At 72.8% G+C, this 26,946-nt stretch carries 16 protein-coding genes and 1 pseudogene; 6 read left to right on the top strand and 11 right to left on the bottom strand.

Features of this window, described 5'->3' with window-relative positions; genetic code table 11:
• Nucleotides 1–264: 264 nt before the first annotated feature.
• Entirely contained in the window at nt 265–3,126 is a 2,862-nt protein-coding gene (locus FHS37_RS31760) for a glycoside hydrolase family 3 C-terminal domain-containing protein (protein ID WP_184827598.1), read from the top strand.
• Nucleotides 3,127–3,233: 107 nt separating this feature from the next.
• On the opposite strand, the gene FHS37_RS31755 is transcribed toward FHS37_RS31760, so the two are convergent.
• Together FHS37_RS31755 and FHS37_RS31750 are read right to left on the bottom strand one after the other, a co-directional pair.
• Nucleotides 3,234–4,679, bottom strand: coding sequence for an aldehyde dehydrogenase family protein (locus tag FHS37_RS31755; protein ID WP_184827596.1), 1,446 nt, complete (start codon nt 4,677–4,679; stop codon nt 3,234–3,236).
• A gap of 171 nt (nt 4,680–4,850) precedes the next feature.
• Nucleotides 4,851–5,861 carry a translation initiation factor 2 gene (locus FHS37_RS31750; RefSeq protein WP_221500555.1) on the bottom strand — a complete coding sequence of 337 codons (1,011 nt, stop codon included), beginning with the start codon at nt 5,859–5,861 and terminating at the stop codon, nt 4,851–4,853.
• A gap of 105 nt (nt 5,862–5,966) precedes the next feature.
• On the opposite strand from FHS37_RS31750, the gene FHS37_RS31745 reads away from it, so the two are divergent.
• Both FHS37_RS31745 and FHS37_RS31740 read left to right on the top strand, forming a co-directional pair.
• Entirely contained in the window at nt 5,967–10,274 is a 4,308-nt protein-coding gene (locus tag FHS37_RS31745) for a caspase family protein (RefSeq protein ID WP_184827591.1), read from the top strand.
• Nucleotides 10,275–10,339: 65 nt separating this feature from the next.
• Nucleotides 10,340–11,734, top strand: a complete 1,395-nt coding sequence (locus FHS37_RS31740; protein WP_184827589.1) for an esterase/lipase family protein — start codon at nt 10,340–10,342, stop codon at nt 11,732–11,734.
• A gap of 7 nt (nt 11,735–11,741) precedes the next feature.
• Here the strand turns inward: FHS37_RS31740 and FHS37_RS31735 are convergent, their stop codons facing one another.
• Together FHS37_RS31735 and FHS37_RS31730 are read right to left on the bottom strand one after the other, a co-directional pair.
• Nucleotides 11,742–13,358 carry a PucR family transcriptional regulator gene (locus tag FHS37_RS31735; RefSeq protein ID WP_184827587.1) on the bottom strand — a complete coding sequence of 539 codons (1,617 nt, stop codon included), beginning with the start codon at nt 13,356–13,358 and terminating at the stop codon, nt 11,742–11,744.
• Nucleotides 13,359–13,514: 156 nt separating this feature from the next.
• Nucleotides 13,515–15,947: an ATP/GTP-binding protein gene (locus FHS37_RS31730; RefSeq protein WP_184827585.1), complete on the bottom strand. Its 2,433-nt coding sequence runs from the start codon at nt 15,945–15,947 to the stop codon at nt 13,515–13,517.
• Between the two features lie 264 nt (nt 15,948–16,211).
• On the opposite strand from FHS37_RS31730, the gene gabT reads away from it, so the two are divergent.
• Together gabT and FHS37_RS40045 are read left to right on the top strand one after the other, a co-directional pair.
• A complete protein-coding gene (gene gabT / locus FHS37_RS31725; RefSeq protein WP_184827583.1) occupies nt 16,212–17,546 on the top strand; it encodes a 4-aminobutyrate--2-oxoglutarate transaminase in 1,335 nt (444 codons plus the stop codon).
• 142 nt (nt 17,547–17,688) lie between these two features.
• Nucleotides 17,689–17,892 (top strand): annotated as a pseudogene (locus FHS37_RS40045) (phosphatase PAP2 family protein); the annotation flags it as partial.
• A 49-nt stretch (nt 17,893–17,941) separates the two neighbouring features.
• On the opposite strand, the gene FHS37_RS31720 reads toward FHS37_RS40045, so the two are convergent.
• Entirely contained in the window at nt 17,942–18,754 is an 813-nt protein-coding gene (locus tag FHS37_RS31720) for a tetratricopeptide repeat protein (protein WP_184827581.1), read from the bottom strand.
• A 44-nt stretch (nt 18,755–18,798) separates the two neighbouring features.
• Between FHS37_RS31720 and FHS37_RS31715 the strand changes: the two genes are divergently transcribed.
• A complete protein-coding gene (locus tag FHS37_RS31715) occupies nt 18,799–19,437 on the top strand; it encodes a phosphatase PAP2 family protein (protein ID WP_184827579.1) in 639 nt (212 codons plus the stop codon).
• Here the strand turns inward: FHS37_RS31715 and FHS37_RS31710 are convergent.
• The 6 genes from FHS37_RS31710 to FHS37_RS31685 form a co-directional block, all read right to left on the bottom strand.
• Entirely contained in the window at nt 19,376–21,190 is a 1,815-nt protein-coding gene (locus FHS37_RS31710; RefSeq protein WP_184827577.1) for a chitinase, read from the bottom strand. The two genes, FHS37_RS31715 and FHS37_RS31710, sit on opposite strands and share 62 nt — an antisense overlap.
• Nucleotides 21,191–21,315: 125 nt before the next feature.
• Nucleotides 21,316–22,734 carry an NAD(P)/FAD-dependent oxidoreductase gene (locus FHS37_RS31705; RefSeq protein WP_184827574.1) on the bottom strand — a complete coding sequence of 473 codons (1,419 nt, stop codon included), beginning with the start codon at nt 22,732–22,734 and terminating at the stop codon, nt 21,316–21,318.
• 37 nt (nt 22,735–22,771) lie between these two features.
• Nucleotides 22,772–23,572: an ABC transporter permease gene (locus FHS37_RS31700; RefSeq protein WP_184827572.1), complete on the bottom strand. Its 801-nt coding sequence runs from the start codon at nt 23,570–23,572 to the stop codon at nt 22,772–22,774.
• Nucleotides 23,573–24,496 (bottom strand): ABC transporter permease, encoded by a 924-nt coding sequence (locus FHS37_RS31695; protein WP_184827570.1) that lies wholly within the window; start codon nt 24,494–24,496, stop codon nt 23,573–23,575.
• Nucleotides 24,496–25,689, bottom strand: coding sequence for an ABC transporter ATP-binding protein (locus FHS37_RS31690; RefSeq protein ID WP_184827569.1), 1,194 nt, complete (start codon nt 25,687–25,689; stop codon nt 24,496–24,498). Before FHS37_RS31690 ends, FHS37_RS31695 begins: the two co-directional genes overlap by 1 nt.
• Before the next feature lie 4 nt (nt 25,690–25,693).
• Nucleotides 25,694–26,941: an ABC transporter substrate-binding protein gene (locus FHS37_RS31685; RefSeq protein WP_184827568.1), complete on the bottom strand. Its 1,248-nt coding sequence runs from the start codon at nt 26,939–26,941 to the stop codon at nt 25,694–25,696.
• Nucleotides 26,942–26,946 lie beyond the last annotated feature (5 nt).

Raw genomic sequence — 26,946 nt, 5'->3', positions numbered from 1 at the left:
GGCGGAGGGTGTGCCGGATGGCGGGCCTCTTAGTCGAAGCGCTTCGATGTTGCTGCGAGGTTAAGTGAACACCCCAAGGCGCACAAGGGTCGCTTCCAAGATTCCTCGGACGTATGCGCGATCGCGACCCGGCCGTACACGGTATGGGCTGCCCCGGATTCGCAGGATCTGCCACCTCCGGTCCCTTGACACCCGCCCCCGCTCCGAATGAGCATCGAAGCGCTTCGAAAGCGCCTCATCGCTCCATCCCAAGGGGAACCCCACGTGACCGCACCCACGCCGCCCGCCCTGCCTTTCCGCGATCCGCAACTGCCGTTCGCGAAGCGCATCGACGACCTCCTGTCGCGGCTCACCCTCGACGAGAAGGTCGGTTTCCTGCACCAGTTCGCGCCGGCCGTCGAGCGGCTGGGCGTCGCCGCCTTCCGCACCGGTCAGGAGGCCCTGCACGGCGTCGCCTGGATGGGTCCGGCGACGGTGTTCCCGCAGGCCGTCGGCCTGGGCGCGACCTGGAACCGGGAGCTGGTGCGCCGGGTGGGCGAGGCGGTGTCCCGGGAGGCCCGCGCGATGCGCGCCCGGGACGAGCGCGTCGGCCTCAACGTCTGGGCCCCGACGGTGAACCTGCTGCGCCACCCCCTGTGGGGCCGCAACGAGGAGGGCTACTCCGAGGATCCGCGGCTCACCTCCGCGATCGCCACCGCCTACACCCACGGCCTGCGCGGCGACCATCCGGTGCACTGGCGCACGGCGCCCGTCCTCAAGCACTGGCTCGCGCACAACAACGAGACCGACCGCGACACCTCCTCCAGCTCGGTCCGCCCGCGCGTGCTGCACGAGTACGACCTGCGTGCCTTCCGCGACACCGTCGAGGCGGGCGCGGTGGCCGGGGTGATGCCGGCGTACAACCTGGTCAACGGCCGCCCCAACCACGTGTCGCCGTACCTGCGCGAGCAGTTGCGCGCCTGGACCGAACAGGAGCTGCTGGTCTGCTCGGACGCGGGCGCACCGTCCAACCTGGTCGACTCCGAGCACTACTTCGACACCCACGAGGAGGCCACCGCGGCGGCGCTGCGCGCCGGTGTCGACAGTTTCACCGACCACGGCACGGACAGCACGAAGATCGTCGCGCGCGTCAAGGGGGCCTTGGAGCGGGGCCTGCTGACGGAGGCCGACGTCGACACCGCGGTCCGGCGGCAGCTCTCGGTGCGTTTCCGGCTCGGTGAGTTCGACGAGTCCGGCGGGCCCGGCGAGGGCACCGGTCCGGACGCCGGCGACCACGCCTTCGACACCCCGGAGCACCGGGCGCTCGCGCAGGAGGCCGCCGAGCAGGCGGTCGTCCTGCTCAAGAACGACGGTCTGCTGCCGTTCGCCCCCGGCACCCGGATCGCGGTCGTCGGACTGCTCGCCGACGAGTGCAAGCTCGACTGGTACAGCGGCACCCTCATCCACCGCTCCACCCCGCTGGAAGGGCTCCACGAACGGTTCGGCGCCGAGCGCGTGGAGTTCGCGGAGGGCGTGGACCGCGTCCTGCTGAAGACGGCCGCCGGTACGTTTCTGCACGTCCCGGCCGCGCCCGACGCCCCCGGGACGGCACGCGGCGCCGAGGGCGCCCTCGACCCCGCGCTGCTCGCCGGCCGCACCGATCTGCCGCCGCTCACCACCGACGCGGCCGGCACCGAACTCGCCCTGGTCGACTGGGGCGGGGGCGTGCTGACCCTGCGCGCTCCCGACGGCCGCTACCTCTCGGTCGCCGAGGACGGGTACGTCCGCGCCTCCGCCGACCAGCCGGGCGGCTGGGTCGTGCAGGAGACGTTCCGTCTGGAGCCGCACGGGGACGGTCACCTCCTCAGGCACGTGGGGACGGGGCGCCACGTGCAGGTCGCCGCCGACGGCGTGAAGGTTGCCGAGGCGGACCCCGAGGTCTTCGAACTGGTCGTGGCCGAGCGCGGGGAGGACGCGGTGGCGCGGGCCGCGGCCCGGGCCGACGTGGTCGTCGTGGTCGCGGGCAACGACCCGCACATCAACGGGCGCGAGACCGAGGACCGCACGACGCTGCGGCTGCCCGCCCAGCAGGAGCTGCTGCTGCGCGCGGCCCGCGCCGCCAACCCGAACACGGTGCTGGCGCTGGTCTCCGCCTACCCGTACGCGGTCGACCCGGCGGACCTGCCGGCGATGCTGTGGACCGCGCACGGCGGGCAGGCCGCGGGCACCGCGCTGGCCCGGGTGCTCGCCGGTGACGTCTCCCCCGCCGGCCGGCTGCCGCAGACCTGGTACGCCGACGACGCCGACCTGCCGGACCTCCTCGACTACGACGTGATCGGCAGCCGTCAGACCTACCTGTACTTCGAGGGCACGCCGCTGTTCCCCTTCGGCCACGGCCTGTCGTACGCGGCGTTCTCCTACGGCGCGCTGACGGCCCGCGCGGACGGGTCGACGGTGCGCGTCTCCTTCACGGTCACCAACACCGGGGACGTCACCGCCGACGAGGTGGCCCAGCTCTACACGCGCGCCGTCCAGGCGTCGGTCCCGCGTCCGCGGCGTGAGCTGGTGGCGCACCGGCGGGTGCGCCTGGCGCCCGGGGAGACGGCTGAGCTCTCCTTCGACGTCCCCTTGTCCGCCTTCGCGTTCTGGGACGTCGCCGTGGGCCGGTGGCGCGTCGAGCCGGGCCCGTACGAGCTGCTGGCCGGCGCCTCCAGCGAGGACGTCCGGCTCCGTGCGACCGTCGTGCTCGACGGCGAGCCCGGCGCCGCGCGCCCCGTCCTCGCACGCGGCCTGGACGCCGCCGGCTTCGACGAGCAGCGCGGCACCCGGATCGTCGACCGCACGAAGGTCTCGGGTGACGCGGTGACCCCCGTGGACGGCGGGGACGGGGAACTCCTCTTCCGCCGCTGCGACTTCGGCGGCGGGGTGGCGGAGGTGACCGTGGAGGTGTCCGGCGGGGGCACGGTCGAGGTCTCCCTCGACGGCGGCCCGGTGCTCGCCGCGCTGTCGACGGAGGCGCCCGCCTCCGGCCCGTACGACTACGTCACGCTCACCGCGCCCGTCACCGCCGCCGTGGACGGCGTGCACGACGTGCGCCTCGGGCTGCGCGGCCCGCTGCGGGTCGCGCGGGTCGGCTTCTCCGGCTGAGGGTCCGGACGCGGCCGGCACGAAGAAGGGGCCCGGCACCGAGGAGCATCGGTGCCGGGCCCCTTCGGGAACCTGTGTGACGACGGTCCCCGACGACGGGAGGGCCGCTAGAGGGCGAGGCCGGTCAGGACCAGCACGCGCTCGTACGTGTAGTCGTCCATCGCGAACCTCACGCCCTCACGGCCCACGCCGGACTGCTTGGCGCCGCCGTACGGCATCTGGTCGGCGCGGTAGGAGGGCACGTCGCCGACGACCACACCGCCGACCTCCAGGGCGCGGTGGGCCCGGAAGGCGGCCTGCAGGTCGTGGGTGAACACGCCCGCCTGGAGGCCGTACTTGGAGTCGTTGACGGCGGCGAACGCCTCGGCCTCGCCGTCCACCTTCTGCACGCTGAGGACCGGCCCGAAGACCTCCTCGCAGGCCAGCGTGGTGTCGGCCGGCAGGTCGGTCAGCACGGTCGGCGCGTAGGAGGCGCCGTCGCGCTCGCCGCCGGTGAGGAGCTTCGCGCCCGCGGCGACGGCCTCGTCGACCCACGCCTCCACGCGCCGCGCGGCGTCCTCGCTGACCAGCGGGCCGACGTCGGTGGCGTCGTCGTTCGGGTCACCGGTGACCTGGGCCTCGACGGCGGCGACGATGCGCGGCAGCAGCCGGTCGTACACGGCGGCGTCGGCGATCACGCGCTGCACGGAGATGCAGGACTGGCCGCCCTGGTAGTTGGAGAAGGTCGCGATGCGGTTCGCGGCCCAGTCCAGGTCCTCGTCGCTCGCCCAGTCGGCGAGGACGACGGCCGCGCCGTTGCCGCCGAGCTCCAGGGTGCAGTGCTTGCGCGGCACCGAGTCCATGATCGCGTAGCCGACCTGCTCGGAGCCGGTGAAGGAGATGACCGGGAGCCGCTCGTCCTGGACCAGGGCGGGCATGCGGTCGTTCGGGACCGGCAGGATGCTCCAGGAGCCGGCGGGCAGCTCGGTCTCGGCGAGCAGCTCGCCCAGGACCAGACCGGAGAGGGGGGTCGCCGGGGCGGGCTTGAGGATGATCGGGGCGCCGGCCGCGATCGCGGGGGCGACCTTGTGGGCGCACAGGTTCAGCGGGAAGTTGAACGGCGCGATGCCCAGCACGACGCCCTTGGGGAAGCGGCGGGTGAGAGCGAGCCGGCCCTGGCCGCCGGCGTCGGTGTCGAGCCGCTGGGCCTCGCCGCCGTTGAACCGGCGGGCCTCCTCGGCCGCGAAGCGGAACACGGAGACGGCCCGGCCGACCTCGCCGCGCGCCCACTTGATCGGCTTGCCGTTCTCGGCGGAGATCAGCCGGGCGATCTCCTCGGTGCGCTCCACGAGCCTGCGGCTGACGTGGTCCAGGGCGGCGGCGCGGACGTGGGCGGGGGTGGCGGCGAACTCGTCCCGCACGGCGTACGCGGCGGCCACGGCCTCCTCGACCTGGGCGTCGGAGGGCACGCTCACCGTGCCGACGGTCCGGCCGTCCCACGGGGAGGTGACGTCGAAGGCGGCCTCGCCGGTGACCTGGCGGCCGGCGAGCCAGAAGGCGTGGGTGGAAGTCATAGGGGATCCCGGCCCTTCCGCGTTGGGGTGAGTGCGTGGATTGCTGAGATCCACGGTAGGGGCGGGGTGACGGGGGGTCGTTTGTCCGAGTCGTACTAGTCGTGGACTCCGGGACTCCGCAGTGTCCAGATCAGCAGGGGAGGGAGGAGAGGTCCGTCCGCTCCCCCGCTTTCACGCCTCGCCGACGGGCTGTGCGGACACGACGCGGTCGATGGCCCGCTCGACCGCCAGTCGCCCCTTGCCCGCGTCCCCGAGCCGCCGCGTCATCAGCCGCACCAGCGCGTGCTGGAACAGGGCCGGCCCGCAGGCCGTCCAGTGGTTCAGGGCGTCGGGGCCGAGCATGAACCTCAGCACGTCGTCGGGCTCGGCCGGGACGAAGCGGAACTCGCTGTGCTCCCACTTGTCGTCGATGCCCCGGCTCCACCGGTCACGCAGCCGCTCCTCGTCGAGGTCCGGCAGCACGGCCAGGAAGAACGCCGCCCACTGGTGGCGTTCCGTGTCCATGGCGAACGAGAGCAGCTCCAGTTCGCAGGCGTCGTCCTCGTGCACGGCGAGTTCCTCGCGCAGGGCACGCCGGGCCGCGCCGAACAGGTCGGGGGCCCCGTCCTTGAGGTCGTGCCGGCCGGAGAGTCCCTCGTTCGCCGAAGAGTTCCACTGCCCGGCGTTCCCGCCGACGGTCGCGCTCCGCCGCGAGAACAGCATCTTCTGGTCCCGGCCGGTCACCACGGCCACGTTGGCGCCGAAGCTCGCGGAGAGGAAGCCGTTGACCAGGACGGGGTCCTCGCCCTCCAGATAGTGCTCCCGCAGTGTGAGTCCCGCACCCTCCCCCTCCTCGAGGACCCGGTCCAGTTGCTGGGCGGCGAGGAAGGTGAAGTAGTCGGCGGGCGAGAACCGGATCTCCACGATCGGGTCCTCACGGTCGTCACTGCGGGTGACCGCCACCGTCTCCACGGCGAACCGCGGATGGTTCCAGCGCCGGTCCTGGCCCGCCACCGCGCGGGTGCGCTGTTCGTCCTCGATCTCCTGGCGCCAGCGCCGCACATCCTCCGGCACGTACACGGGCTCGTCGGCGTCGTAGTAGACCTTGAGATTGTGCTCCGAGATGGGCCGGGTGCCATCCCCCTCGTAGACGTAGCAAGGGGTGCGCAGCGGCCCGATCCGAAAGTGATCCCGATCGTTCAACGGTGTCCCCACTCCATCAACGGCCCTGTTCGCGAGAACAGTTGCATACGGCAGTGACAGACGGCAACATTCTCGTCCCACGGTGTGATGAGGGGAGTCGGAGACATGGACGGGGAGCATGGCGAGGCTCTCGTCGTGTCACTGGGCACCTACGACCACCACCCCCACTACGACCTGCCGGACGCCGACCGTCACGCCGAGGAGTTCCGTCTCCTGGCGCGCAGGCTGGGCTTCGCCGCCGACGTCCCGCCCGTGACCGGGACGAAGGACGAGGTGGTGCAGTCGCTGCGCGGTTTCGCGAAGTCACCGGCCCGGCGAAGGCTCGTCTACTGGATCGGCCACGGCGTACAGACGGGGCGGGACCAGACGGTCCTCCCGTGCCGGGACTACAGTCCCGACGGCCTCGACGGACACCTCCGCCCCGGGGAACTGGCGGACCTGGTACGGCGGATGAGCGGCGACGTGCTGCTGGTCATCGACGCCTGTCACGCCGCGTTCACGGCGCAGGACGTCTACACGGACGTCTTCAGGAGCGAGGACAACCACTTCGGTCCACGGCCACTGGCGAAGGGCTCGGCCGACTTCCGCGGCGTGGGTGTGCTCGGCACGGTGCGCGGCGACGAGCGCGCACAGCTCGGCACCTGGCTGAACGCCTTCCGAGCGGTCTGCGACAACCCCCTCTTCGAGTTCCGGGAGCGGCTGCTGTGGACGCCCTACGCCCAGGCGCTGCACGCCGCCGAGGTCATCGAGGCCGTCAACACCGTCCTCGCCGAGGACTGCGTCTACCCGCAGCTCCACGGCGGCCAACGGCTGCTGGGGCTGTTCGTCAATCCGTACCACGACGCGATGGCCCGCCCGCTGTCGGCGGCCGCGCCGTCCCGGCGGCGGGAACTGCTCGACGCCCATGTGCAGGACCTGCTGAAGCGCCGCTTCACCGGCCTGCTCCTCGAGGACGACACCGCGTACTTCACCGGCCGGAAGCACTGCCTCGACCGGCTCGTCGAGTGGCTCGCCGCACCCGACCGCAGCGGTGCGCTGATCGTCACGGGCAGCCCCGGCAGCGGCAAGTCGGCCCTGCTCGCTCAGCTGGCCCTGACGACCGTCAGCCACACCCCGCAGTCCGAGGGACTCTCCCCGGAACGCCGTGGTGCTCTGCTGTACGCCATCGACGCCGGCATCCAGTGCCGCGGCCGCAGTGCCGTGGAGTGCGCCCGCGAGCTGGCGGGGGGACTGCGCGTCAAGGAGCCCGAGGACGGCTGGCCGGACCTGCGTGCGGTGATGGACGACCTGCTCGCCGCCTGCCGGTCCGCGGCGTCCGTCGCGTTCCTCGTCGACGGGCTCGACGAGGCCGACCGGACCCAACTGGACACGCTCATCGCCGACGTCCTGGTGCCGCTCGCCCAGGAGCCCAACGTCCGGGTCCTGATCGGCACCAGGCCGCTCGACGGAGGAGCCGCCCCGCTCCTGGACGGCGCCACCACACTGGACCTGGACACGGCACCGGACCGGGACGCGGACATCGCCGGCTACGTCCGCGCCCGCCTGAGCGGTCCGGCGAGCCCGTACCGTGACGCCGAGGAGACACTCGAGTGGGTGTGCCAGGAGTTGGTGCGGCGCAGCCAGGGCACCTTCCTGGTGGCCAAACTGCTCAGCTCCGCGCTGTTACGCCTGAACAAGCGGGTGGGTCCCGGGGACGCGGCGTTCCGGCGGATTCTCGCCTCGGGGCTGGAGGATGCCTGGGACCACGAGATCCGGGCACTGGACGACGCCGCGCCCGGTGCGGAGCCCGGTTCCGGATGGGCCCTCGGACTGCTGCTTCCGCTCGCTCTCTCCTTCGGCGCCGGACTGCCCGAGGACGACAAGACCTGGCTCACCGCAGCCCGGGCGCTGGCGGCCGCACGGGGGGACGTCCGCGTCTACGGGGAAACCGACGTGATCTGGATCCGGCGCGTCGCCGGGGCGCACATCGTGGCCCACGGTGAGGGCGGTCAGCCCGTTTTCCGACTCAACCACGAGGCCCTCGCCCATCACGTCCTTCGCTCCAGCGGACTGACGGACCAGGTCGCCCACGAAGCGATGACGCAGGTGCTCCGGACGATCCACGAACAGCTGTACCGGGGACGTGTCACCACCAATCCCTACATCGCGCGGTACGCCGCGGCGCACGCCTCTCGCGCCGGCCTGCTGCCGGAACTGCTCGACGACGGCGATCTGCTGGTACGACTGGACCCCGAGCGGTTCGTGGCCCAGCTCGAGCAGTCGGCCGCCACCTCGGCCAGGGCACAGCTGTACCGGTCCGTCGCGGACGACCTGGTCCGCAGGACACCCGAGGAACGTGCCGCCCTCCTTCAGGCGGCGGCGCTGCGGCAGCATCCGGAGCTCCGCGCCTGGGCCCGCTCGGCGGCCCGACTGCACTGGGAGGACCTGTGGACCACCGCCGAGTGGTCGGCTCCCGAGCGCAGCATCGCCCTGCCGTTCGGCGATGTCCTCACCGTCTCCGCCGGCCCGGACGGCTCTCTCCTCTTCGCGGGTGAACGTCTGTGGCGCTGGACCGGTACCCACGGCCGGCCCGACCTCGTGCGCGGGTACCTGCCGGCCGACGCCCACGGCAACCCGGTCCGGCTCAGGGCGCTGGCCACTCCCCCGCGTCTGTGCGAGGTGGAGGCGGTGGCGGCCGATGCGGAGCGGGTTCTGGTGTGGTCGCGGGGCAACTCAGGACGGGTGCACGTGCTCGGCTGGGGGGCTCCCGTCAGCTCCGTCGCCGTCGGCGCGGCGGACGACGCGGAGATCGTCGCGGCCGGCTCCGGGACGTACGCGGCCGTGTGGGAGTGGCGGGACGGCCGCCCCCGGCACCTCGGGTTCTGGGCGAGCGGGGTGGGACGCGTGTGCGCCCTGGCCGTGACGACCCCCGGGCGTGGTCCCCGGCTGCTGGTCGGCGGTGAGCGGGGGGCGGCCGTGCTCGATCCCCGGACGGGCCGGTGCCTGGGCCGGTTCGCGGCGGAAGCCGGACGGATCGAGTGCCTCAGCGCCACCACCGCCGACGGCCGTTGCTGGGTCGCCGCGGTCTGCACCGCCGGCCCGCAGATCCGCGTATGGCTGCTGCAGGAACCCCCCGAAGACGGCCGGGGGACGGACGGGGCGCAGGACACCGACGGCCCGCGCCCCGAACCGGTGCTCGGCGCCTGGCTGCGGCACCCGTCCGGGGCCACCGTCGCCCTGGACGAGAGCGCCGGCGGTGCCGGTCCTCTGCTGGTCGCGGTGGACGGCGGGCAGGTCCGCCGGTGGTCCCTCGCGGACGGGCACGAGCTGGGCCCGCTGACCGGGCACCGGTCGCGCCCCACCTCGGTCACCGTGCTGCGCGACGACACCCGCCGGGTCGCCGTCGCCGACGGCAGGCGGGTGCGCCTGTGGGAGCACGGGTCGTCGGCGGACCCCCGTCGCGGCGGCCGGACGGGGCTCCCCACGATGGGCACGGAGCACGCCGGGGCTCTCGTCTGCCCTTCCCCGGAGCAAGGAGCCGTGGCCCTCGCCGCGGGACGGGCCGCGCGGGCGTGGGACCTGACGGGACGGGTGCTCCACGACGAGTCGGAACTCGCCCTCTACACCTCACTCGACCTGCGTGCCGACGCCTCCGGCACGGTCTGGTGGGCGGCGGGCGGGCAGAGCACCACGGAAGGGCCGGTGGTCGTGGTACGCCGGTTCGACGGCCGCTCGGCCACCACACTGCCTCTTGCTCCGGGCGCGGACGGAGCCGTGACGGCCGTAGCCCTGGCGACCCGTGGCGACGTCCGGGTGTTCGCCGCCGACGACCGCTACATCTACCGCTGGGACGTGCGCGCCTCCAAGATGCTGCCCCGTCTGCACGTGCCCAACGACAAGGTGCGTCACCTCACCTACGTCGAGTCGCCCGCCGGCCGGCCCTTCCTGCTCGCTGGTGCCGGCGACTCGGTCTGGCTGTGGGACGAGGGCCGGGCGGAGTCCCCTCTGCGACTGAGGCTGCCCGAGAAGTCACCCGTCCGGGAGGTCGCCGGCACGCACGACGACCTGGGCGGCCGGCATGTCGCGGTGGCGGCCGACGCGGGCGTCTACACCGCCCGCCTGCCGGCCGAGGACGGAGCGGAACCGCCCTCCGCCGTCTTGCTGCGTCCGCTGAGCACGACGGTGACGAGCGTCCGCTCCCTGGCCTGCCGGAGTCTGCCGGGCAGCCGGGTGCTGGTCATGGCAGCCGACGGCTCGCACGTCCTGCACCTGTGGGAGGTGGGCGAGGCCGCACGCTCGCTCGCCGTGCCGGACCGGGGCTTCCAGGTCGTCGGCGTGCTGGCGCAGCCCGAGCCGAACGGCCGAGGGCTTCTGGTGGCCTCTGTCGGACGGGAACGCATGGACCTGCTGCGCGTCACGCCGCCGGGCCCGTGACGCACCTTCCCCTCCCCTCCCTGTGAGCCGTCAGTTGTCCCACCCCAGTGAAGGAGAGCCGGTACGTGGCGCACGACCTTGTGGTAATCGTCCCCGGAGTGATGGGCAGCGTCCTGCAGGACGCGGAAGGCGACGACGTGTGGAACCTGTCGTTGCGCGTCGGCGGAAGGCTGGCCCTGGGCATGCAGACCTTCTTCCGGCGGCTCGCCCTGCCCAGGGGGCTGGGTGACGAGGCACCCGACGGCCCGCAGGCCCTGCGGCCGGCCGCGCTGCTGCTGGAACCGCGGATCTATCCGGGTCTGCTGCCGCATGTGGCCTACCGCGGTCTCACCCGCCACCTGAAGGAGCTGGACGAGGGCCGGGTGGCCGTCTTCCCCTACGACTGGCGGCTGTCCAACCGGCACTCCGCCCACGCGCTGAAGGCCTTCGTGGAACGCGAGCTGACACGGTGGCGTGAGCGGCGGCGCGCGGCGGGCGACACGGAGGAGCCCCGCGTGGTGTTCGTCTGCCACTCCATGGGCGGCCTGGTGACGCGCTACTACCTGGAAGTGCTGGGCGGACGTGAGATCGCCAGGTCGCTCGTCACCGTGGGCACACCGTTCTCCGGTGCGGTGAAGGCGGTACGGATCCTCAGCGGCACCCTCTCCGGCCGCAAGCTGCTGGGCGTCGGGGACAGGCTGCGCGACGCCCTGGTGGAGGCCGCGCGGACGATGCCGGCCGTGCATCAGCTGCTCCCCACCTACCAGTGCGTGACGGCGCACTCCGACGGCACGCGTCTGGACTCCGTGTCCGTGCCGGACCTCGACAGCGCCTGGGTCGCCGACGCGTTCGCCTTCCGCCGCGAACTGGACACGGCGATGCGCACGAACACCGCCGAGGACCTGCTCGCCGGCCGGCCCGCCCCGTACCGGGTCTTCGCCTCCGGCGGCAAGGGGGAGCCGACCGACGTCACGCTCAGCCTGTCGGCGGGCGGCATCACCTACGCGGACACCTTGGGCGACCGGGACCGCTGGCAGGGCGACGGCACGGTGCCCTGCCTGTCCGCCACTCCGCCCGAGTGGGAGGACGGTGCCCGCGTCGACTGGTTCCGCCTCGGCCACACGGCCCTGCCCAACGACGGTCTGCTCCACCGCCAGCTCCGCGACCGCTACGAGGCGCTGGACCACCGCCCCTACCAGGTCCTCGGAACGAGCTTCGGCATCGACGTCCCCGAGGCGGTGGCCGCGGGCACTCCGCTTCCGGTGACCGCGGTGTCCGAGGACCCCGATCTGCTGCTGGAGGCCCGGCTCGTGTCACCGGACGACGACAAGCCCGTCGCACGCCGGCGTCTGCGCCCCGACGGGGACGGCGGCTACCACGCCGTCCTGCAACCGCCGCCCGGCGTGTGGCTGGTGGAAGCGGCGGCCGTGCACGCCACCGGCATGCCCGTGCAGCGCGAAGCGGTGATGGTCCTGGACTGAGGGCCCGTCACTCGCCGCCGGACGTCGCCTTCAGCGCCAGCCACAGCTCCATGCGGACGTCCGGGTCGTCCAGCGAGCGGCCGAGGATCTCCTCGACCCGGCGCATGCGGTAGCGCAGGGTGTGCCGGTGCACGCCGAGGTCGGCCGCCGCCGCGTCCCACTGCCCGTGCCGGGAGAGCCAGGCGCGCAGGGAGGCGACGAGGTCGCCGCGTCCGGTCGCGTCGTGTTCGTGCAGCGCCCGCAGCAGGCCGTCCGCGAACGCCCGGACCGCGTCGTCGGCGAGCAGCGGCAGCACGGACCCGGCGGCCATCCGCTCGTGCTCCACCAGCACCCGCCCGCGCCGCCGCGCCACCGACAGGGCCTGTTCGGCCTGTTTGTAGGCGGCGGACGCGGCGATCGGGCCGGCCGGTGCGGACAGGCCCACGACCAGGTCGTCCCCGTCGGCGCCCGCGCGGGAGGCGCGGGCGCCCCCGCCGGTGCGGGCCGCCTCCCGTGCGGCGGCGTGGTCGCAGCAGGCGGCCACCACGGCGCCCCCGTCGGCGGCCAGCACCACCAGCCGCTCCCCCTCCGGCACCACCAGGACCGCCTCGCCCGCGCGGGCGGCGGCGGACTCCGCGGCCTCGGCCAGGGCGCCGAGGGCTTCGCCGTTCGTCTCGTCCCGGTCCCGGCCGGCGGACACCGTCCCGGTCTCGGCGACGAGGAGCCGGAACGGCGCGTCCAGGAGGCCGCCGTACAGGTCCCCGGCCACCGCGCGGGCGTGGTCCGGCTCCCCGGCGAGCAGCATGCGCAGCACGGCGGCGCCGATGCGCTGCTCGGCGGCGTGCAGGGAGCGGGAGCGTTCCGTGGTCAGGGTGAGCAGGGCGACGGCGGAGTGCACGGCGTACCGCTCGGCGGTCCCCAGGGCCGCGGCCGTGCCCACGGCGAGCGCGGCCCGGGGGCGGCGGCCGGTGCCCAGGGAGTGCAGCTCGACCCGGTCCTCGTCCTCCGGCCCGGCCACGACGGAGGAGGCGGGCGCGGGCCGCTCCCGCAGCCGCTGGACGTCCGCGGTGAGCCGCGCGGCGCGCCGGCCCGCCCACTCCGGTGCCGTGGCGACCACGGCGCCCGAGGCGTCGTAGAGCGCGGCCCATCCGTCGACCTGGGAGGCGAGCGCGGCCAGCAGCCCCTCCGGGCCGTCGGTCAACGCCTGCCTGGTCAGTTCCCGCTGGGCGGCGAAGCCCGCGGTCACCGCCCGGTACTGGTCGGCGGCGATGGCGGCGGACACGGCCTTGCTGATCGCGAGGAAGGGGGTGCGGCGCGGCACCTCCAGCAGCGGCAGCCCCTCCTCGCGGGCCGCGTCGACGAGGGCGTCGGGGATGTCGTCGTAGTGGACGCCGACGGCGAACCCGAGCCCGACGACTCCCGCTCCCACCAGCCGCTTCACATAGCGGCGCATCGCCGCCGGGTCCTCCGCGTCCAGTTTGAGCGCGGTGATCAGCAGCAGCTCCCCGCCCTCCATGTAGGGGACGGGGTCGGCGAGCTCGCTGGCGTGCGCCCAGCGGACCGGCACGTCGAGGCGGTCCTCGCCCGCGCGCACGGTCAGCTTGAGCGCGGAGTGGTGGACGAGCGAGGCGAGCGTCGGGGGCATGGGACCTTCAGGTCGGTGGACGTCGGGGTGCCGGGAGGGTGGGGGTTCGGTGATCGCAGTGATCTTTTGGCCGCCGCGTATGAACGACCTGTGTCGATTCTGCCTCACCGTACGGTCGCCGCGTCACCGTGCGTCCGCGATGCCCGGCCCGCCGGCTCAGTCCCGCAGGTTCACCAGCAACGGGGGCGCGTGCTCCCCCTCCACGGTCGTCAGCGACAGCACCGCGTGCCCCGGCGGCACCGTGTGCGCCAGCTCGGACGCGGACCACCGCTCCCGCTCGACCTGCCGCACCGTCACCGCGTCCGTCGTCACCGCCTTGCCCGTCACCAGCTTGCGCAGCGCGTGGATGGCCCGGGTCATCGGCTGGTCGGCGAAGACCGTGTGCTTGGCGACCTCCGTCGTCTCCACCCACTCGGTGCCCCAGGTCTGCGCGAACCGGCTGCCGTCCCAGGTGGTGACGCCGCAGAAGGCCATGCGGCAGCCCACCGCCCCGTAGAGCGGGCCGTGCAGCGCCTCGGGGACGTCGCCGAGGGTGCGCAGGGCGAGCAGCACGCCCGCGTTCTGCGACCGCAGCCGCTGGATGCGGCGCACCGACTCCGCGGTGACCGCGCCCGTCGCGTCGTCCAGGACCAGGCAGGCGAAGTGCGCGCGCCGGCCCTCCCGGGCGACGGCGTGGAACTGTGCGAGGACCAGCCGGGTGATCACCCGGCCGGCCTCCTCGTGGCCGCGCTCGGGCAGGTCGATCCGCACCCGCAGGGGGTGGTGGGCGACCGCGCGCAGGGAGAACGGCCGGCTCGGACCGCCCCCGCCGAAGAAGTCCGCGAACACCGGCCGGTTCAGCAGCGCCAGCCGGTCGGCCAGGGTCCGGCCCGCGTCGCCCGGGGTGCCCGTCTGCCGGACACGTGCCTCGAGTTCGCGGCGCATGACGTCGTTCCCGCTCGCGGCGAGCGCCTCCCGCAGCGGGGACAGCGACCTCTCCTCGCCCTCCAGCAGCTCGCGCAGTTCCGGCAGGGAGGGGAAGCGGCCGTGCACCGCCCGGAAGGGGCCGAGCAACTGGGCCAGCGCGGTGGCGGCGCCCTGCGCACCGACCGTGTCGAGGTCGCCCACCAGCGCCTCGGCGAGGATCGCGGCCGCCTCGTCCGGATCGTCGGACTCGGCGTACGGGTCGAGGTCGTGCACCGAGGACGGATCGCCGATCCGCACGATCACGTCGAAGGCGTCGTCCGCGCCGAGCGGGCTCCCGGCGGCGGAGACGGCGACGACGGCGCAGCGCCCGGTGAGCGCCTGCAGCGCGAGCGCCTCGGTCACCGGTTCGACGAGGGTGCGGGTCTTGCCCGACCCGGAGGGACCGACGGCGAGCAGGGAGGTGCCGAGCACGTCCGGGCCGAGGGCCGCCCCGGCGTCGTGGTACGGCTGCGGGGCGCGCTCGGCCGCCACCCAGCGGCCGATGCGCACCTGCCCGGCGAGCAGGTCGTGGCGGGCGGTCCGGCGGGGCAGGTCCCGGGCGCCGGAGGGGTGCGTCCAGGCGGCGCCGCCCCGGCTCAGGACGGTGTCGCGGAAGGCGCCCGGGGCGACGCCGCTCCGGGCGCCTTCCGCGAAGACGTGCTCGACGCGGACGCAGTCGACGTCGTTCATCCGGCCGCCGGCGACCTCGGCGGTGAGCAGCTCGGCGGCCTCGTGCTGGCCGGCGTCGCGGAGGGCGGGCCACTGGGAGCGGGGGCGGACGGGCGCGGGGTCCCCGGGGACGGGGGCGTCGGGGGCACTGCTCGCCCGGCGGGCGGCGAGCAGCCCCTTCGCGTACGGCCACCAGGCGCCGAGGCGGGCGAACGGCCACAGCACGAGCAGCGTGACGACGGTGTACAGCGTGTTCGTGAAGAGGGAGGAGGCCATCAGGTCGTAGCTGTCCGTGAGCAGCACGGTCAGGGAGAGCAACGGGTCGACGACCGGCACCGGTGACCATCCGACGCCGGGGAAGGCGTCGGGGAAGACGAGGCTGAGGGCGAGGAGGGCGAGGAGGGCCGCCACCAGGGCGCGTCCCGGCTGGGGCATGCGGCCCACGTAGTGACGGACGATGGCGCGCCAGCTGCCGAGCACGCCCACCGCGAGAACGAGCACGGCGAAGAAGACGCCGTCGTAGATCATCAGGGCGTCCCACCCCGGCAGCGTCACCGTCCGCCCCTCGACCTGCCGGGGCGTGGCCACCGAGGCCGCCTCCCACCAGTCGTTCGGCGTGAACATGCGCAGGGGGACCTGCTTGTACGGGACGTAGCCGCTCCGCCAGAGCGACCACGCCCCGATCGCGAGGAGGAGCGGGACCAGCATGCCGACGACCGTCACCGGGGCGAGCCGTTCCGGGACCTCCTTCGGGCGGTAGCCGTACCGCCAGATCCCGGGCCGGGCGGCCGGCCTCTCCGCGTCGAGCCAGGCGGCGACGGCGGACGGGGAGCGGGGGGCCTGGTCGGGCAGGGGTGGTGCGCCCGGTGCCCGGCTCGGCCGCGGCGGCACCGCGGGCACGTCCGGAGGTGCCGCCGGGCGCGGCACAGGGTTCGCATGCGTACCCCGCGTGTCCCGGGTCCCGTCGCCGTCCATCGCCCTTGCCCCCTGACCAGCCGCTCCGTCCACCATCAGCGAGTCAATCTAACGCCCCGGCAGGGCGAGTTCACCGCTTACGCGGCCGGGTCCGGCCACGGCGGGATCCCCGTCCCCGCGCCGGAGCCGCACCGCCGCTATGTCCACCGCGGACAACCGGGCCCCCCGGACAACGCCCACATGGAGCATGCCCAGCCCCCTCCCGCCGCCCTAGCCTGCGAGAAAAGAAGGAAAAAGCGTCCGTTACACCCCCAGGAGCCCCGCATGACCGCACTTCCGCAGGAGCGCCGCGTCGTCACCGCCATCCCCGGCCCGAAGTCGCAGGAGCTGCAGGCCCGCCGCACCGCCGCGGTCGCGCAGGGCGTGGGCTCCGTGCTGCCCGTGTTCACCGCGCGTGCGGGCGGCGGGATCATCGAGGACGTCGACGGCAACCGGCTGATCGACTTCGGCTCGGGCATCGCCGTGACCTCCGTCGGCGCCTCCGCCGAGGCCGTCGTCCGCAAGGCGTCCGCCCAGCTCGCCGACTTCACGCACACCTGCTTCATGGTCACGCCGTACGAGGGCTACGTGGCCGTCGCCGAGGCGCTGGCCGAGCTGACCCCGGGCGACCACGCCAAGAAGTCGGCCCTGTTCAACAGCGGCGCCGAGGCCGTCGAGAACGCCGTCAAGATCGCGCGTGCGTACACCGGGCGCCAGGCCGTCGTCGTGTTCGACCACGGCTACCACGGCCGCACCAACCTCACCATGGCGCTGACCGCGAAGAACATGCCGTACAAGCACGGCTTCGGCCCGTTCGCGCCCGAGGTGTACCGCGTCCCGGTCGCCTACGGCTACCGCTGGCCGACCGGCCCGGAGAACGCGGGCCCCGAGGCCGCCGCGCAGGCCATCGACCAGATCACCAAGCAGGTCGGCGCCGAGAACGTGGCCGCGATCATCATCGAGCCGGTGCTCGGCGAGGGCGGCTTCATCGAGCCGGCCAAGGGCTTCCTGCCCGCGATCAGCCGGTTCGCCGGGGACAACGGGATCGTCTTCGTCGCCGACGAGATCCAGTCCGGCTTCTGCCGCACCGGCCAGTGGTTCGCCTGCGAGGACGAGGGCATCGTCCCGGACCTGATCACGACGGCGAAGGGCATCGCGGGCGGTCTGCCGCTGGCCGCCGTCACCGGCCGCGCGGAGATCATGGACGCCGCGCACGCGGGCGGCCTGGGCGGCACCTACGGCGGCAACCCCGTGGCCTGCGCGGGCGCGCTGGGCGCCATCGAGACGATGAAGGAGCTGGACCTCAACGCCAGGGCGAAGAACATCGAGGCGGTCATGAAGTCCCGCCTCACCGCCATGGCGGAGAAGTTCGACGTCATCGGCGACGTCCGCGGCCGGGGCGCGATGATCGCCATCGAGCTGGTCAAGGACCGTACGACCAAGGAGCCGAACCCGGAGGCGACCGCCGCGCTGGCCAAGGCCTGCCACCAGGAGGGCCTGCTGGTCCTGACCTGTGGCACCTACGGCAACGTGCTGCGCTTCCTGCCCCCGCTGGTCATCGGCGAGGACCTGCTGAACGAGGGCCTGGACATCATCGAGCAGGCGTTCGCACGCATCTGAGCCGGCATCGGAGCAGGTGAGCCGCCCCGGTCCGGCGGACCGGGGCGGAACGGCAGAGCGTGTGAAGAACGTGTGCGGGGTGGATGACAGGAGCCCGTTGCCCCTGTCGCGACCCCCTCCCCTGCCGTAGGTTCTAGCCCGGATGAGAGATACACCCCGCCCACAGGGGACTGTGGGCGGTCGGGCCGAGGCCTCCCCAGCTTCGACCTGGTCGTGCCCTCGCGCACACAACCGGAGCCCAAGGCTCCGGGTCTCCTCACGATCGGACGGTCGCCCGCCCCAAACCCCCCGGGGCGCGCGACGTTCCGGTCCGGACGGCCGCCCAGGCAGCACAGACGGCAAGCCGTTCCCCGAAGGGCCGGTGCACACCCCCCCTTGCACTGGCCCTTCGGCGTTCACGGGCGGGGGCCCTCCTCGGTGATGCGGGCCAGCAGGGAACGGGCCTCCCGGATGCGGGGGTGGGACGGGTGCAGGTGGCGCCCGCAGTCGGTCAACGCCCGGCGGGCCGCGGCCTCCGCCTCGCCGCGGCGGCCCAGACCGCGCAGGGCCTGGGCCGTGACCAGGTCCAGCCGCCCGCTGTCCCTGCGGGCCTGGTGGGGCGTGTTCCGGCGGGCTTCGGCCAGGGCCTCCTCGTACCTGCCCTGTCCGTTCAGACTGTGCACCAGCGTGGCGTGCAGAGCGGCGAGAGCGGGTTCCTCCGCACGGGGCAGGTTGCCGCGGGCGATCTCCTCCGCCTCGTCGAAACGGGCCTGCCCGCACAGCGCGGCGGCCAGGTTCCCCAGGGCGCTCAGCTCCAGCTTCCCCAGGGGGGCGGGGTGAGCGAGCCTGGTCACCTCGCGCAGGATGCCCAGCGCCTCGCCCTCGGCCTCCTCGTACCGCTCCTGGCCGACGAGGACCGTCACGCGGTTGTCGCGGACCACCAGTCGCAGTGCGTGCGCCTCGGCGTCGGCCGGCTTCAGCTCGGCGATCAGCGCCTCCAGCTCGGCCATCACCTCCGCCCCTCGTCCGTGTGCGACGGCCGCCCCCGTGGCCAGGGTCCTCGCCTGCCACTGCGGCAGGGGCCGCTTCCGCCAGGGCGGGCGCGGGGCCGCGGCGAACGCGCGCGCCGCGGCCTCGACCTCCTCGTACTCGCCCGCCCTGTACTGGAGTTCGAGCCGGGCGAAGAGCTCTTCCCGCGCGCTGTCCCGTGCCGTTCGTATGCGCTTCACGGGCGATGAGGTTACGTGATCGCGGACCTGCGAAGCTGGGCGTCATGCTGCTGCTCGGACCGCCCGTCCTCCTCTTCGCGCTGATCACCTGGCAGGTCGTCGCCGACGGCCCGCTGGTGGCTCTGGACGAGCGGCTGAGCAGGGCCCTCGTCCACCCGGACCGGGCCTCCGAACTGCTCGCCGACCTCGGCGACGTGCAGGTGGCCGTGCCCGCCTTGGCGACCGCGCTGGCGTACGTCGCGTGGCACGGGCGCGCCACAGGCGTGGACCGCTGGTGGCTGCCGCCGGCCGCCGGGGTCCTGGCGATGGCGCTGGTGCCGGCGCTGGTCGCGCCCCTGAAGGAGTGGACCGACCGCCCGGGCACCCCGGCCGTGCCCCCGGCGGTCGGCTACTACCCGTCCGGCCACACCGCGACCGCCGTCGTGGCGTACGGAGCGGCGACGCTGCTGCTCCTTCCGCTGCTGCGCTCGGCGGCGGTCCGCGGCGGGCTCGTCCTGCTCTGCGCCGCCCTCGTCGCCGGCGCCTCGTTCGGGCTGGTGCGCCGGGGCTACCACTGGCCGCTGGACGTGGCGGCCAGTTGGTGCCTGGGGGCGGTGCTGCTGATCGGCCTGCGGCTGCTGGTCAGCCGAAGTAGCCGTCGAAGGTCCGCTGGAACTCCCAGCCCCCGAACCGGTCCCAGTTGATCGACCAGGTCATCAGGCCGCGCAGCCCGGGCCAGGTCCCGTGGGTGGCGTACGAGCCGCAGTTCGTGCGCTTCGTCAGGCAGTCCAGGGTCTTGGTGACCTCGGCCGGCGACACGTGCCCGTTGCCCGCGTTGGTCGTGGCCGGCATGCCGATGGCGACCTGGTCCGGGCGCAGCGGCGGGAAGACGTTGTCCGCGTCGCCCGCGACCGGGAAGCCGGTGAGCAGCATGTCGGTCATCGCAATGTGGAAGTCCGCGCCGCCCATGGAGTGGTACTGGTTGTCCAGGCCCATGATCGGGCCGGAGTTGTAGTCCTGGACGTGCAGCAGGGTCAGGTCGTCGCGCATCGCGTGGATCACCGGCAGGTACGCGCCCGCCCTGGGGTCCTGGCCGCCCCACTTGCCGGTGCCGTAGTACTGGTAACCGAGCTGGACGAAGAACGTCTCCGGGGCCATGGTGAGCACGAAGTCGTCGCCGTACTTGGCCTTGAGGGTCTTCAGTGCGGAGATCAGGTGGACGATCACCGGGGTCTTCGGATTCTTGAAGTCGGTGTCGTCGGCGTCCAAGGACAGCGAGTGGCCCTCGAAGTCGATGTCGAGGCCGTCGAGGCCGTACTCGTCGATGATCTTCGAGACGGAGGAGACGAACGTGTCACGGGCGACGGTGGTGGTGAGCCGCACCTGGCCGTTCTGGCCGCCGATGGAGATCAGCACCTTCTTGCCGGCCGCCTGCTTGGCCTTGATCGCCGCCTTGAACTCGGCGTCGCTCTCGACGTCCGGGCACTCGGTCACCGGACAGCGCTCGAAGCGGATGTCCCCGGAGGTGACCGACGTCGGCTCGCCGAAGGCCAGGTCGATGACGTCCCAGCTGTCGGGGACGTCGGCCAGGCGCGTGTAGCCGGAGCCGTTGGCGAAGCTCGCGTGGAGGTAGCCGACCAGGGCGTGGGGCGGGAGGTCGGAGGGGCCGCCGCCCGAGTCGGGTTCGGTGGTCGTCGCGGTCACCGTGGCGGAGCGGGCGGACTCGCCGGCGCCGTTCAGGGCGGTGACCTGGAAGGCGTACGCCGTCTTCGGCGTCAGGCCGGACACGGTGGCCGAGGTCCCGCTCACCGTCCGCACCTTGGTGCCGTCGCGGTAGACCGCGTAGCCGGTGGCGCCCGCCACCGGCGACCAGGACAGGGCCACGCTGGTCGAGGTGACGGTGCCGGCCGCGAGGCCGGTGGGCGGGGCGGGCGGCTGCCCGGTCTCGCCTCCGGGGCCGGTGAGGGAGATGTCGTCGGCGTGGTAGGCACCCGTGCCGTACCAGCCGTGGGTGTAGATCGTGACCCGGGTGGTGGAGGGGCCGGTGCGGAAGGTGGTGGTGAGCTGCCGCCAGTCGGGGGCGGACTGGACCCAGGTGGAGACGTCGGTGGTGCCGGTGCCGCTCGCGCCCAGGTGGACGTATGCGCCGCGGACGTGGCCGGAGAGCGTGTACTGGGAGTCCGGTCTCACGGTCACGGTCTGCGCGCACCGGGCGTTGTCGGCGCCGGACGGGGTCGCCTCGAGCGCTGCGCGTCCGCCGTGCACCGGCGCGTTCACGGTCGTGCCGGCCGTACAGGTCCAGCCGTCGAGGCCGGACTCGAAACCGCCGTTCCTGGCCAGGTCCGCGTCGGCCGCGCGGGCGGCCGACGCGAGCGCGGTCACGCCGGTCGCGGCGAGGGCCGTGGCGGTGAGCAGCGCGACGAGGGGCCGGCGGGCGAGAGGTCTGGAGCGTTCCACGAGTGCCTCCGGACATGGGGGACGAGGAGGGTGGAGCGCGCCCAACTTGGTCCAGACCAATCGTGTTGTCAAGACCTCTGCCGCCGACTGTGGCCTCAGCCGCTGTCGCCCGGGCCGCTGTCGCCTCAGCTGTCGAAGCCCAGCCCCAGCCGGTCCATCGTCCGCAGCCACAGGTTGCGGCGCCCGCCGTGCGCGTCGGCCCGGGCCAGTGACCACTTGGTGAGCGCGATGCCGGTCCACGCGAACGGCTCGGGCGGGAACGGCAGCGGCTTCCTGCGCACCATCTCCAGTTCCGTGCGCTCGGTCCGCTCCCCCGCCAGCAGGTCAAGCATCACCTCGGCGCCGAAGCGGGTGGCGCCCACGCCGAGCCCCGTGTAGCCCGCCGCGTACGCCACCTTCCCCGCGTGCGCCGTGCCGAAGAACGCCGAGAAGCGGGAGCAGGTGTCGATCGCGCCGCCCCAGGCGTGGGTGAAGCGCACGCCCTCCAGCTGCGGGAAGCAGGTGAAGAAGTGCCCGGCGAGCTTGGCGTAGGTCTCCGGCCGGTCGTCGTACTCGGCGCGCACCCGGCCGCCGTACGGATAGATCGCGTCGTAGCCGCCCCACAGGATGCGGTTGTCCGCGGAGAGCCGGAAGTAGTGGAACCGGTTGGCGCTGTCACCGAGGCCCTGGCGGTTCTTCCAGCCGATCGACGCGAGCTGGTCGGCGGTGAGCGGCTCGGTCATCAGGGCGTAGTCGTAGACCGGGACGGTGTAGGAGCGGACCCGGCGGACCAGACTGGGGAAGACGTTCGTGCCGAGGGCCACCGTGCGGGCCCGGATCTGCCCGTAGGGGGTGCGGACGGCCATGCCGGCGCCGTACGGCTTCAACGTCAGCGCGGGGGTGCGTTCGTGGACACGCACGCCGAGTTCGCGGCAGGCCCGCTTCAGGCCCCAGGCGAGCTTGGCCGGGTGGAGCATCGCCACGCCCCGCCGGTCCCACAGGCCGGCCCGGAAGGTCGGGGAGTCCACCTGTTCCCGCACCGCTTCGGCGTCCAGGAGGTCGATGCCCTCGGCGAGGCCCGCGCGCTCGACCTCCCGGTACCAGTCGCGCAGCTCCCGCACCTGGTGGGCCTCGGTGGCGACGTCGATCTCGCCGGTGCGTTCGAAGTCGCAGTCGATGGAGTGGCGGGCGACCGTCTCCTCGATGGCGTCGAGGTTGCGGGCGCCCAGTTCCTCCAGCTTGTGGATCTCGCCCGGCCATCGGGTGAGCCCGTTCGGCAGGCCGTGGGTGAGGGAGGCGGCGCAGAACCCGCCGTTGCGGCCCGAGGCGGCCCAGCCCACCTCGCGGCCCTCCACCAGCACCACGTCCCGCCCGGGGTCGCGCTCCTTGGCGATCAGCGCGGTCCACAGCCCGCTGTAGCCGCCGCCGACGACCAGCAGGTCGCAGGTCTCGGTGCCGGTGAGGGCGGGTTCGGGCTCGGGCCTGCCGGGGTCGTCCAGCCAGTAGGCCACCGGCCGGGCTTCGGAAAGGGATCTCGTCCAACGGCTCATGGCGCTAGGGGCCATGATTTCAACTCCCTACGGGGTGCTTCCGGTTTCTTCTCTATGCCTTCTGCCGCTTGCGGCGGTTGCCGACGACCATGGACACCAGCACCAGCAGAACGGCCACGACGAACATGGCCGTGCCGATGACGTTGATCTGCACGGGCGTTCCGCGCTGGGCGGAGCCCCAGACGAACATCGGGAAGGTGACGGTCGAGCCGGCGTTGAAGTTGGTGATGATGAAGTCGTCGAAGGAGAGCGCGAAGGCGAGCAGCGCGCCCGCCGCGATGCCGGGCGCCGCGATCGGCAGCGTGACCCGGACGAACGTCTGGAACGGGCCGGCGTACAGGTCCTGGGCGGCCTGCTCCAGCCGCGGGTCCATCGACATCACGCGCGCCTTCACGGCGACCACGACGAAGCTGAGGCAGAACATGATGTGGGCGATCAGGATCGTCCAGAAGCCCAGCTGCGCGCCCATGTTGAGGAACAGGGTGAGCAGCGAGGCCGCCATGACCACCTCGGGCATCGCCATCGGCAGGAAGATCAGCGAGTTCACGGCGCCGCGGGCGCGGAAGCGGTAGCGGACCAGCGCGAAGGCGATCATCGTGCCGAGCAGGGTGGCGCCGAGCGTCGCCCAGAGCGCGATCTGGAGGCTGAGCGACAGCGAGGCGCACAGCCCGGAGACCCCGCAGGGGTCCTTCCAGGCGTCCGTGGAGAACTCCTGCCACGCGTAGTTGAAGCGCCCCTTCGGGTTGTTGAAGGAGAACACGGTGACGATGACGTTCGGCAGGAGGAGGTACGCGAGCGTCAGCAGTCCCGCGATGACGACGAGGTGGCGCTTGAGCCAGTTGACGAGGGTCATTTAAACCAGATCCTCCGTGCCGGACCTGCGGATGTAGAACGTGACCATGAACAGGATCGCGGCCATCAGGATGAAGGAGAGCGCGGCGGCCGTCGGGTAGTCGAGGATCCGCAGGAACTGCGACTGGATCACGTTGCCGACCATGCGGGTGTCGGTGGAGCCGAGCAGGTCCGCGTTGATGTAGTCGCCGGTGGCGGGGATGAAGGTCAGCAGCGTGCCGGAGACCACGCCCGGCATCGACAGCGGGAAGGTGACCTTGCGGAAGGTGGTCGACGGCCTGGCGTACAGGTCGTTCGCCGCCTCGTGCAGCCGGGGGTCGATGCGCTCCAGCGAGGTGTAGAGCGGCAGGATCATGAACGGCAGGAAGTTGTACGTCAGACCGCAGACCACCGCGAGCGGGGTGGCGAGCACCCGGTCGCCGGCGGTCCACCCGAGCCAGGCCGTCACGTCCAGGACGTGCAGCGCGTCCAGGGCGCCGACCACCGGGCCGCCGTCGGCGAGGATCGTCTTCCAGGCGAGCGTGCGGATCAGGAAGCTGGTGAAGAACGGCGCGATCACCAGGATCATGATCAGGTTCCGCCAGCGTCCCGCGCGGAACGCGATCAGGTACGCCAGCGGGTAGCCGAGCAGCAGGCACAGCACGGTCGCGGAGGCCGCGTAGAGCACCGAGCGGACGAACTGCGGCCAGTACTCGGACAGCGCGTCCCAGTAGGTCGCGAAGTGCCAGGTGACCTCGTAGCCCTCCTCCAGGGAGCCCGTCTGCACGGACGTGGAGGCCTGGTAGATCACCGGCAGCGCGAAGAACACGAGCAGCCACAGCAGTCCGGGCAGCAGCAGGAGGTACGGCGTCCAGCGGCCCCGCCTGCGCGGTGGTTTCGTCCCCGGGGCGGGCGCCAGGGGTGGCGCCTCGGTGACCGTGGCCATCAGGCGACCTCTTCCTCGGCGGTCTCGACGCCCGCGGAGCCCACTGTCCCGGCGAGCAGGGACTGCGCCGCGTCCAGGCCGAAGGTGTGCGCCGGGTTCCAGTGCAGGACGACCTCGGCGCCGGGCACCAGCCGGGCGTCGCGGTCGATGTTCTGGACGTAGACCTCGAAGTCGGAGCAGACCGGGCTGTCGACCACGAACTGCGTGGAGACGCCGATGAAGCTGGAGTCGGCGATCCTGCCGGTGATCCGGTTGCGGCCCTCGGGGATCTCGCCGGCGTCGTCGGCGTGGGTGAGGGAGATCTTCTCCGGGCGCACGCCGACCAGCACCTTGCCGCCGGTCGTCGTGGGCGCGCTGGTGCGGGCCGCGGGCAGGACGAGCTTGCCGCCGCCCGCCTTCAGCACGACCTCGTCGCCGGACGTGGAGTCGACCTCGGCCTCGATGAAGTTGGAGGTGCCGAGGAAGTTGGCGACGAAGGTGGTCCGCGGGTTCTCGTACAGGTCGGTGGGCGAGCCGAGCTGCTCCACCCGGCCCCCGTTCATCACGGCGACCGTGTCGGCCATGGTCATGGCCTCCTCCTGGTCGTGCGTGACGTGCACGAAGGTGATGCCGACCTCGGTCTGGATGCGCTTGAGCTCCAGCTGCATCTGGCGGCGCAGCTTCAGGTCGAGGGCGCCCAGCGGCTCGTCGAGCAGCAGCACCCTGGGGTGGTTGATCAGCGCGCGGGCCACCGCGACGCGCTGCTGCTGGCCGCCGGAGAGCTGGTGCGGCTTCTTGCGCGCCTGCTCGCCGAGCTGGACCAGCTCCAGCATCTCGTCGACCTGCTTCTTCACGCTCTTGATGCCGCGCCGGCGCAGGCCGAAGGCGACGTTCTCGAAGATGTCGAGGTGCGGGAAGAGCGCGTAGGACTGGAAGACCGTGTTCACCGGCCGCTTGTACGGCGGGAGCGCGGTGACGTCCTGGTCGCCGAGGTGGACGGTGCCGGCCGTGGGCTCCTCCAGGCCGGCGATCATCCGCAGGGTGGTGGTCTTGCCGCAGCCGGACGCGCCGAGCAGGGCGAAGAAGGAGCCCTCCGGCACGGTCAGGTCGAGGGGATGCACGGCGGTGAAGGAGCCGTAGGTCTTGCTGATGCCGGTGAGGCGGACGTCCCCGCCGCCGTGGCCGGCCGTGGTGGTGTCTTTCGTCGTCTTCATCTCGTCACGCCCCAGTGAGCTTCGCGAACTTCTCTTCGAACACCGTCTCTTCCTCGGAGCTCAGGGAGCGGAAGGCACGGGACTTGGCCTGCATGGCCCGGTCGGGGAGGATCAGCGGGTTGTTCGCCGCGTCCTCGTCGATCTTCGCGAGGTCGTCCTTCACCCCGTCGACGGGGCAGACGAAGTTGATGTAGGCGGCGAGCCGGGCGGCCGCCTGCGGCTCGAAGTAGTAGTCGATGAGCCGCTCGGCGTTGGTCTTGTGCCGGGCCTTGTTGGGGATCAGCAGGTTGTCGCTGGACATCATGTAGCCGCTGTCGGGGATCAGGAAGTCGATGTCCGGGTTGTCCGCCTTCAGCTGGACGACGTCCCCGGCCCAGGCCACACAGGCGGCGAAGTCGCCCTTGCTGATGTCCGCGGTGTAGTCGTTGCCGGTGAAGCGGCGGATCTGGCCCTTGTCGACGGCCTTCTGGAGACGGGCGAGCGCCGCGTCGTAGTCGTCGGCGGTGAACTTCTCCGGGTCCTTGTCCATGTCGAGCAGGGTCAGGCCCATGGTGTCGCGCATCTCGGTGAGGAGGCCGACGCGGCCCTTGAGCTTCGGGTTGTCCAGCAGGTCGGAGAGGGTCTTCACCTCGACCCCGTCGAGCGCCTTCTTGTTGTAGGCGATGACGGCCGCGATGCCCTGCCAGGGATAGGAGTAGGCCCGGCCCGGGTCCCAGTCGGGGCTGCGGAACTGGGGCGACAGGTTGGCGAAGGCGTTCGGGAGGTTGGCCGGGTCCAGCTTCTGCGCCCAGCCGAGGCGGATCAGGCGGGCGGCGAGCCAGTCGGTGAGGACGATGATGTCGCGGCCGGTGTCCTGGCCGGCGGCGAGCTGCGGCTTGATCTTGCCGAAGAACTCGGTGTTGTCGTTGATGTCCTCGGTGTACTCGACCTTGATGCCGGTGCGTTTCGTGAACGCCTCCAGCGTGGGGTGCCTGCGGCCGCTGTCGTCGACGTCCATGTACTCGGTCCAGTTGGAGAAGTTGACGGTCTTCTCCTCCTTCGAGTGGTCCTCTGCCGAGACGCCGCCCTGGGTCTTGCCGGCCGCGGGGATCCCGCAGCCGCTCAGCGCCCCGCCTCCGCCGACCGCGAGTGCGCCGCCCGCGGAGGCGCGCAGCAGGGAACGGCGCGTCAGCGCCGCCCTGCCGTTGCGGAAACTGCGCCGCATGGCGGCCACCTGGGCCGCGGAGAGGCGGTCGGGCTCGTACTGCTCCATGCGCG

Source organism: Streptomyces griseomycini (assembly GCF_014203535.1).
Taxonomy (GTDB): Bacteria; Actinomycetota; Actinomycetes; order Streptomycetales; family Streptomycetaceae; genus Streptomyces; species Streptomyces griseomycini.
This window is presented reverse-complemented; position numbering and strand designations above follow the sequence as displayed.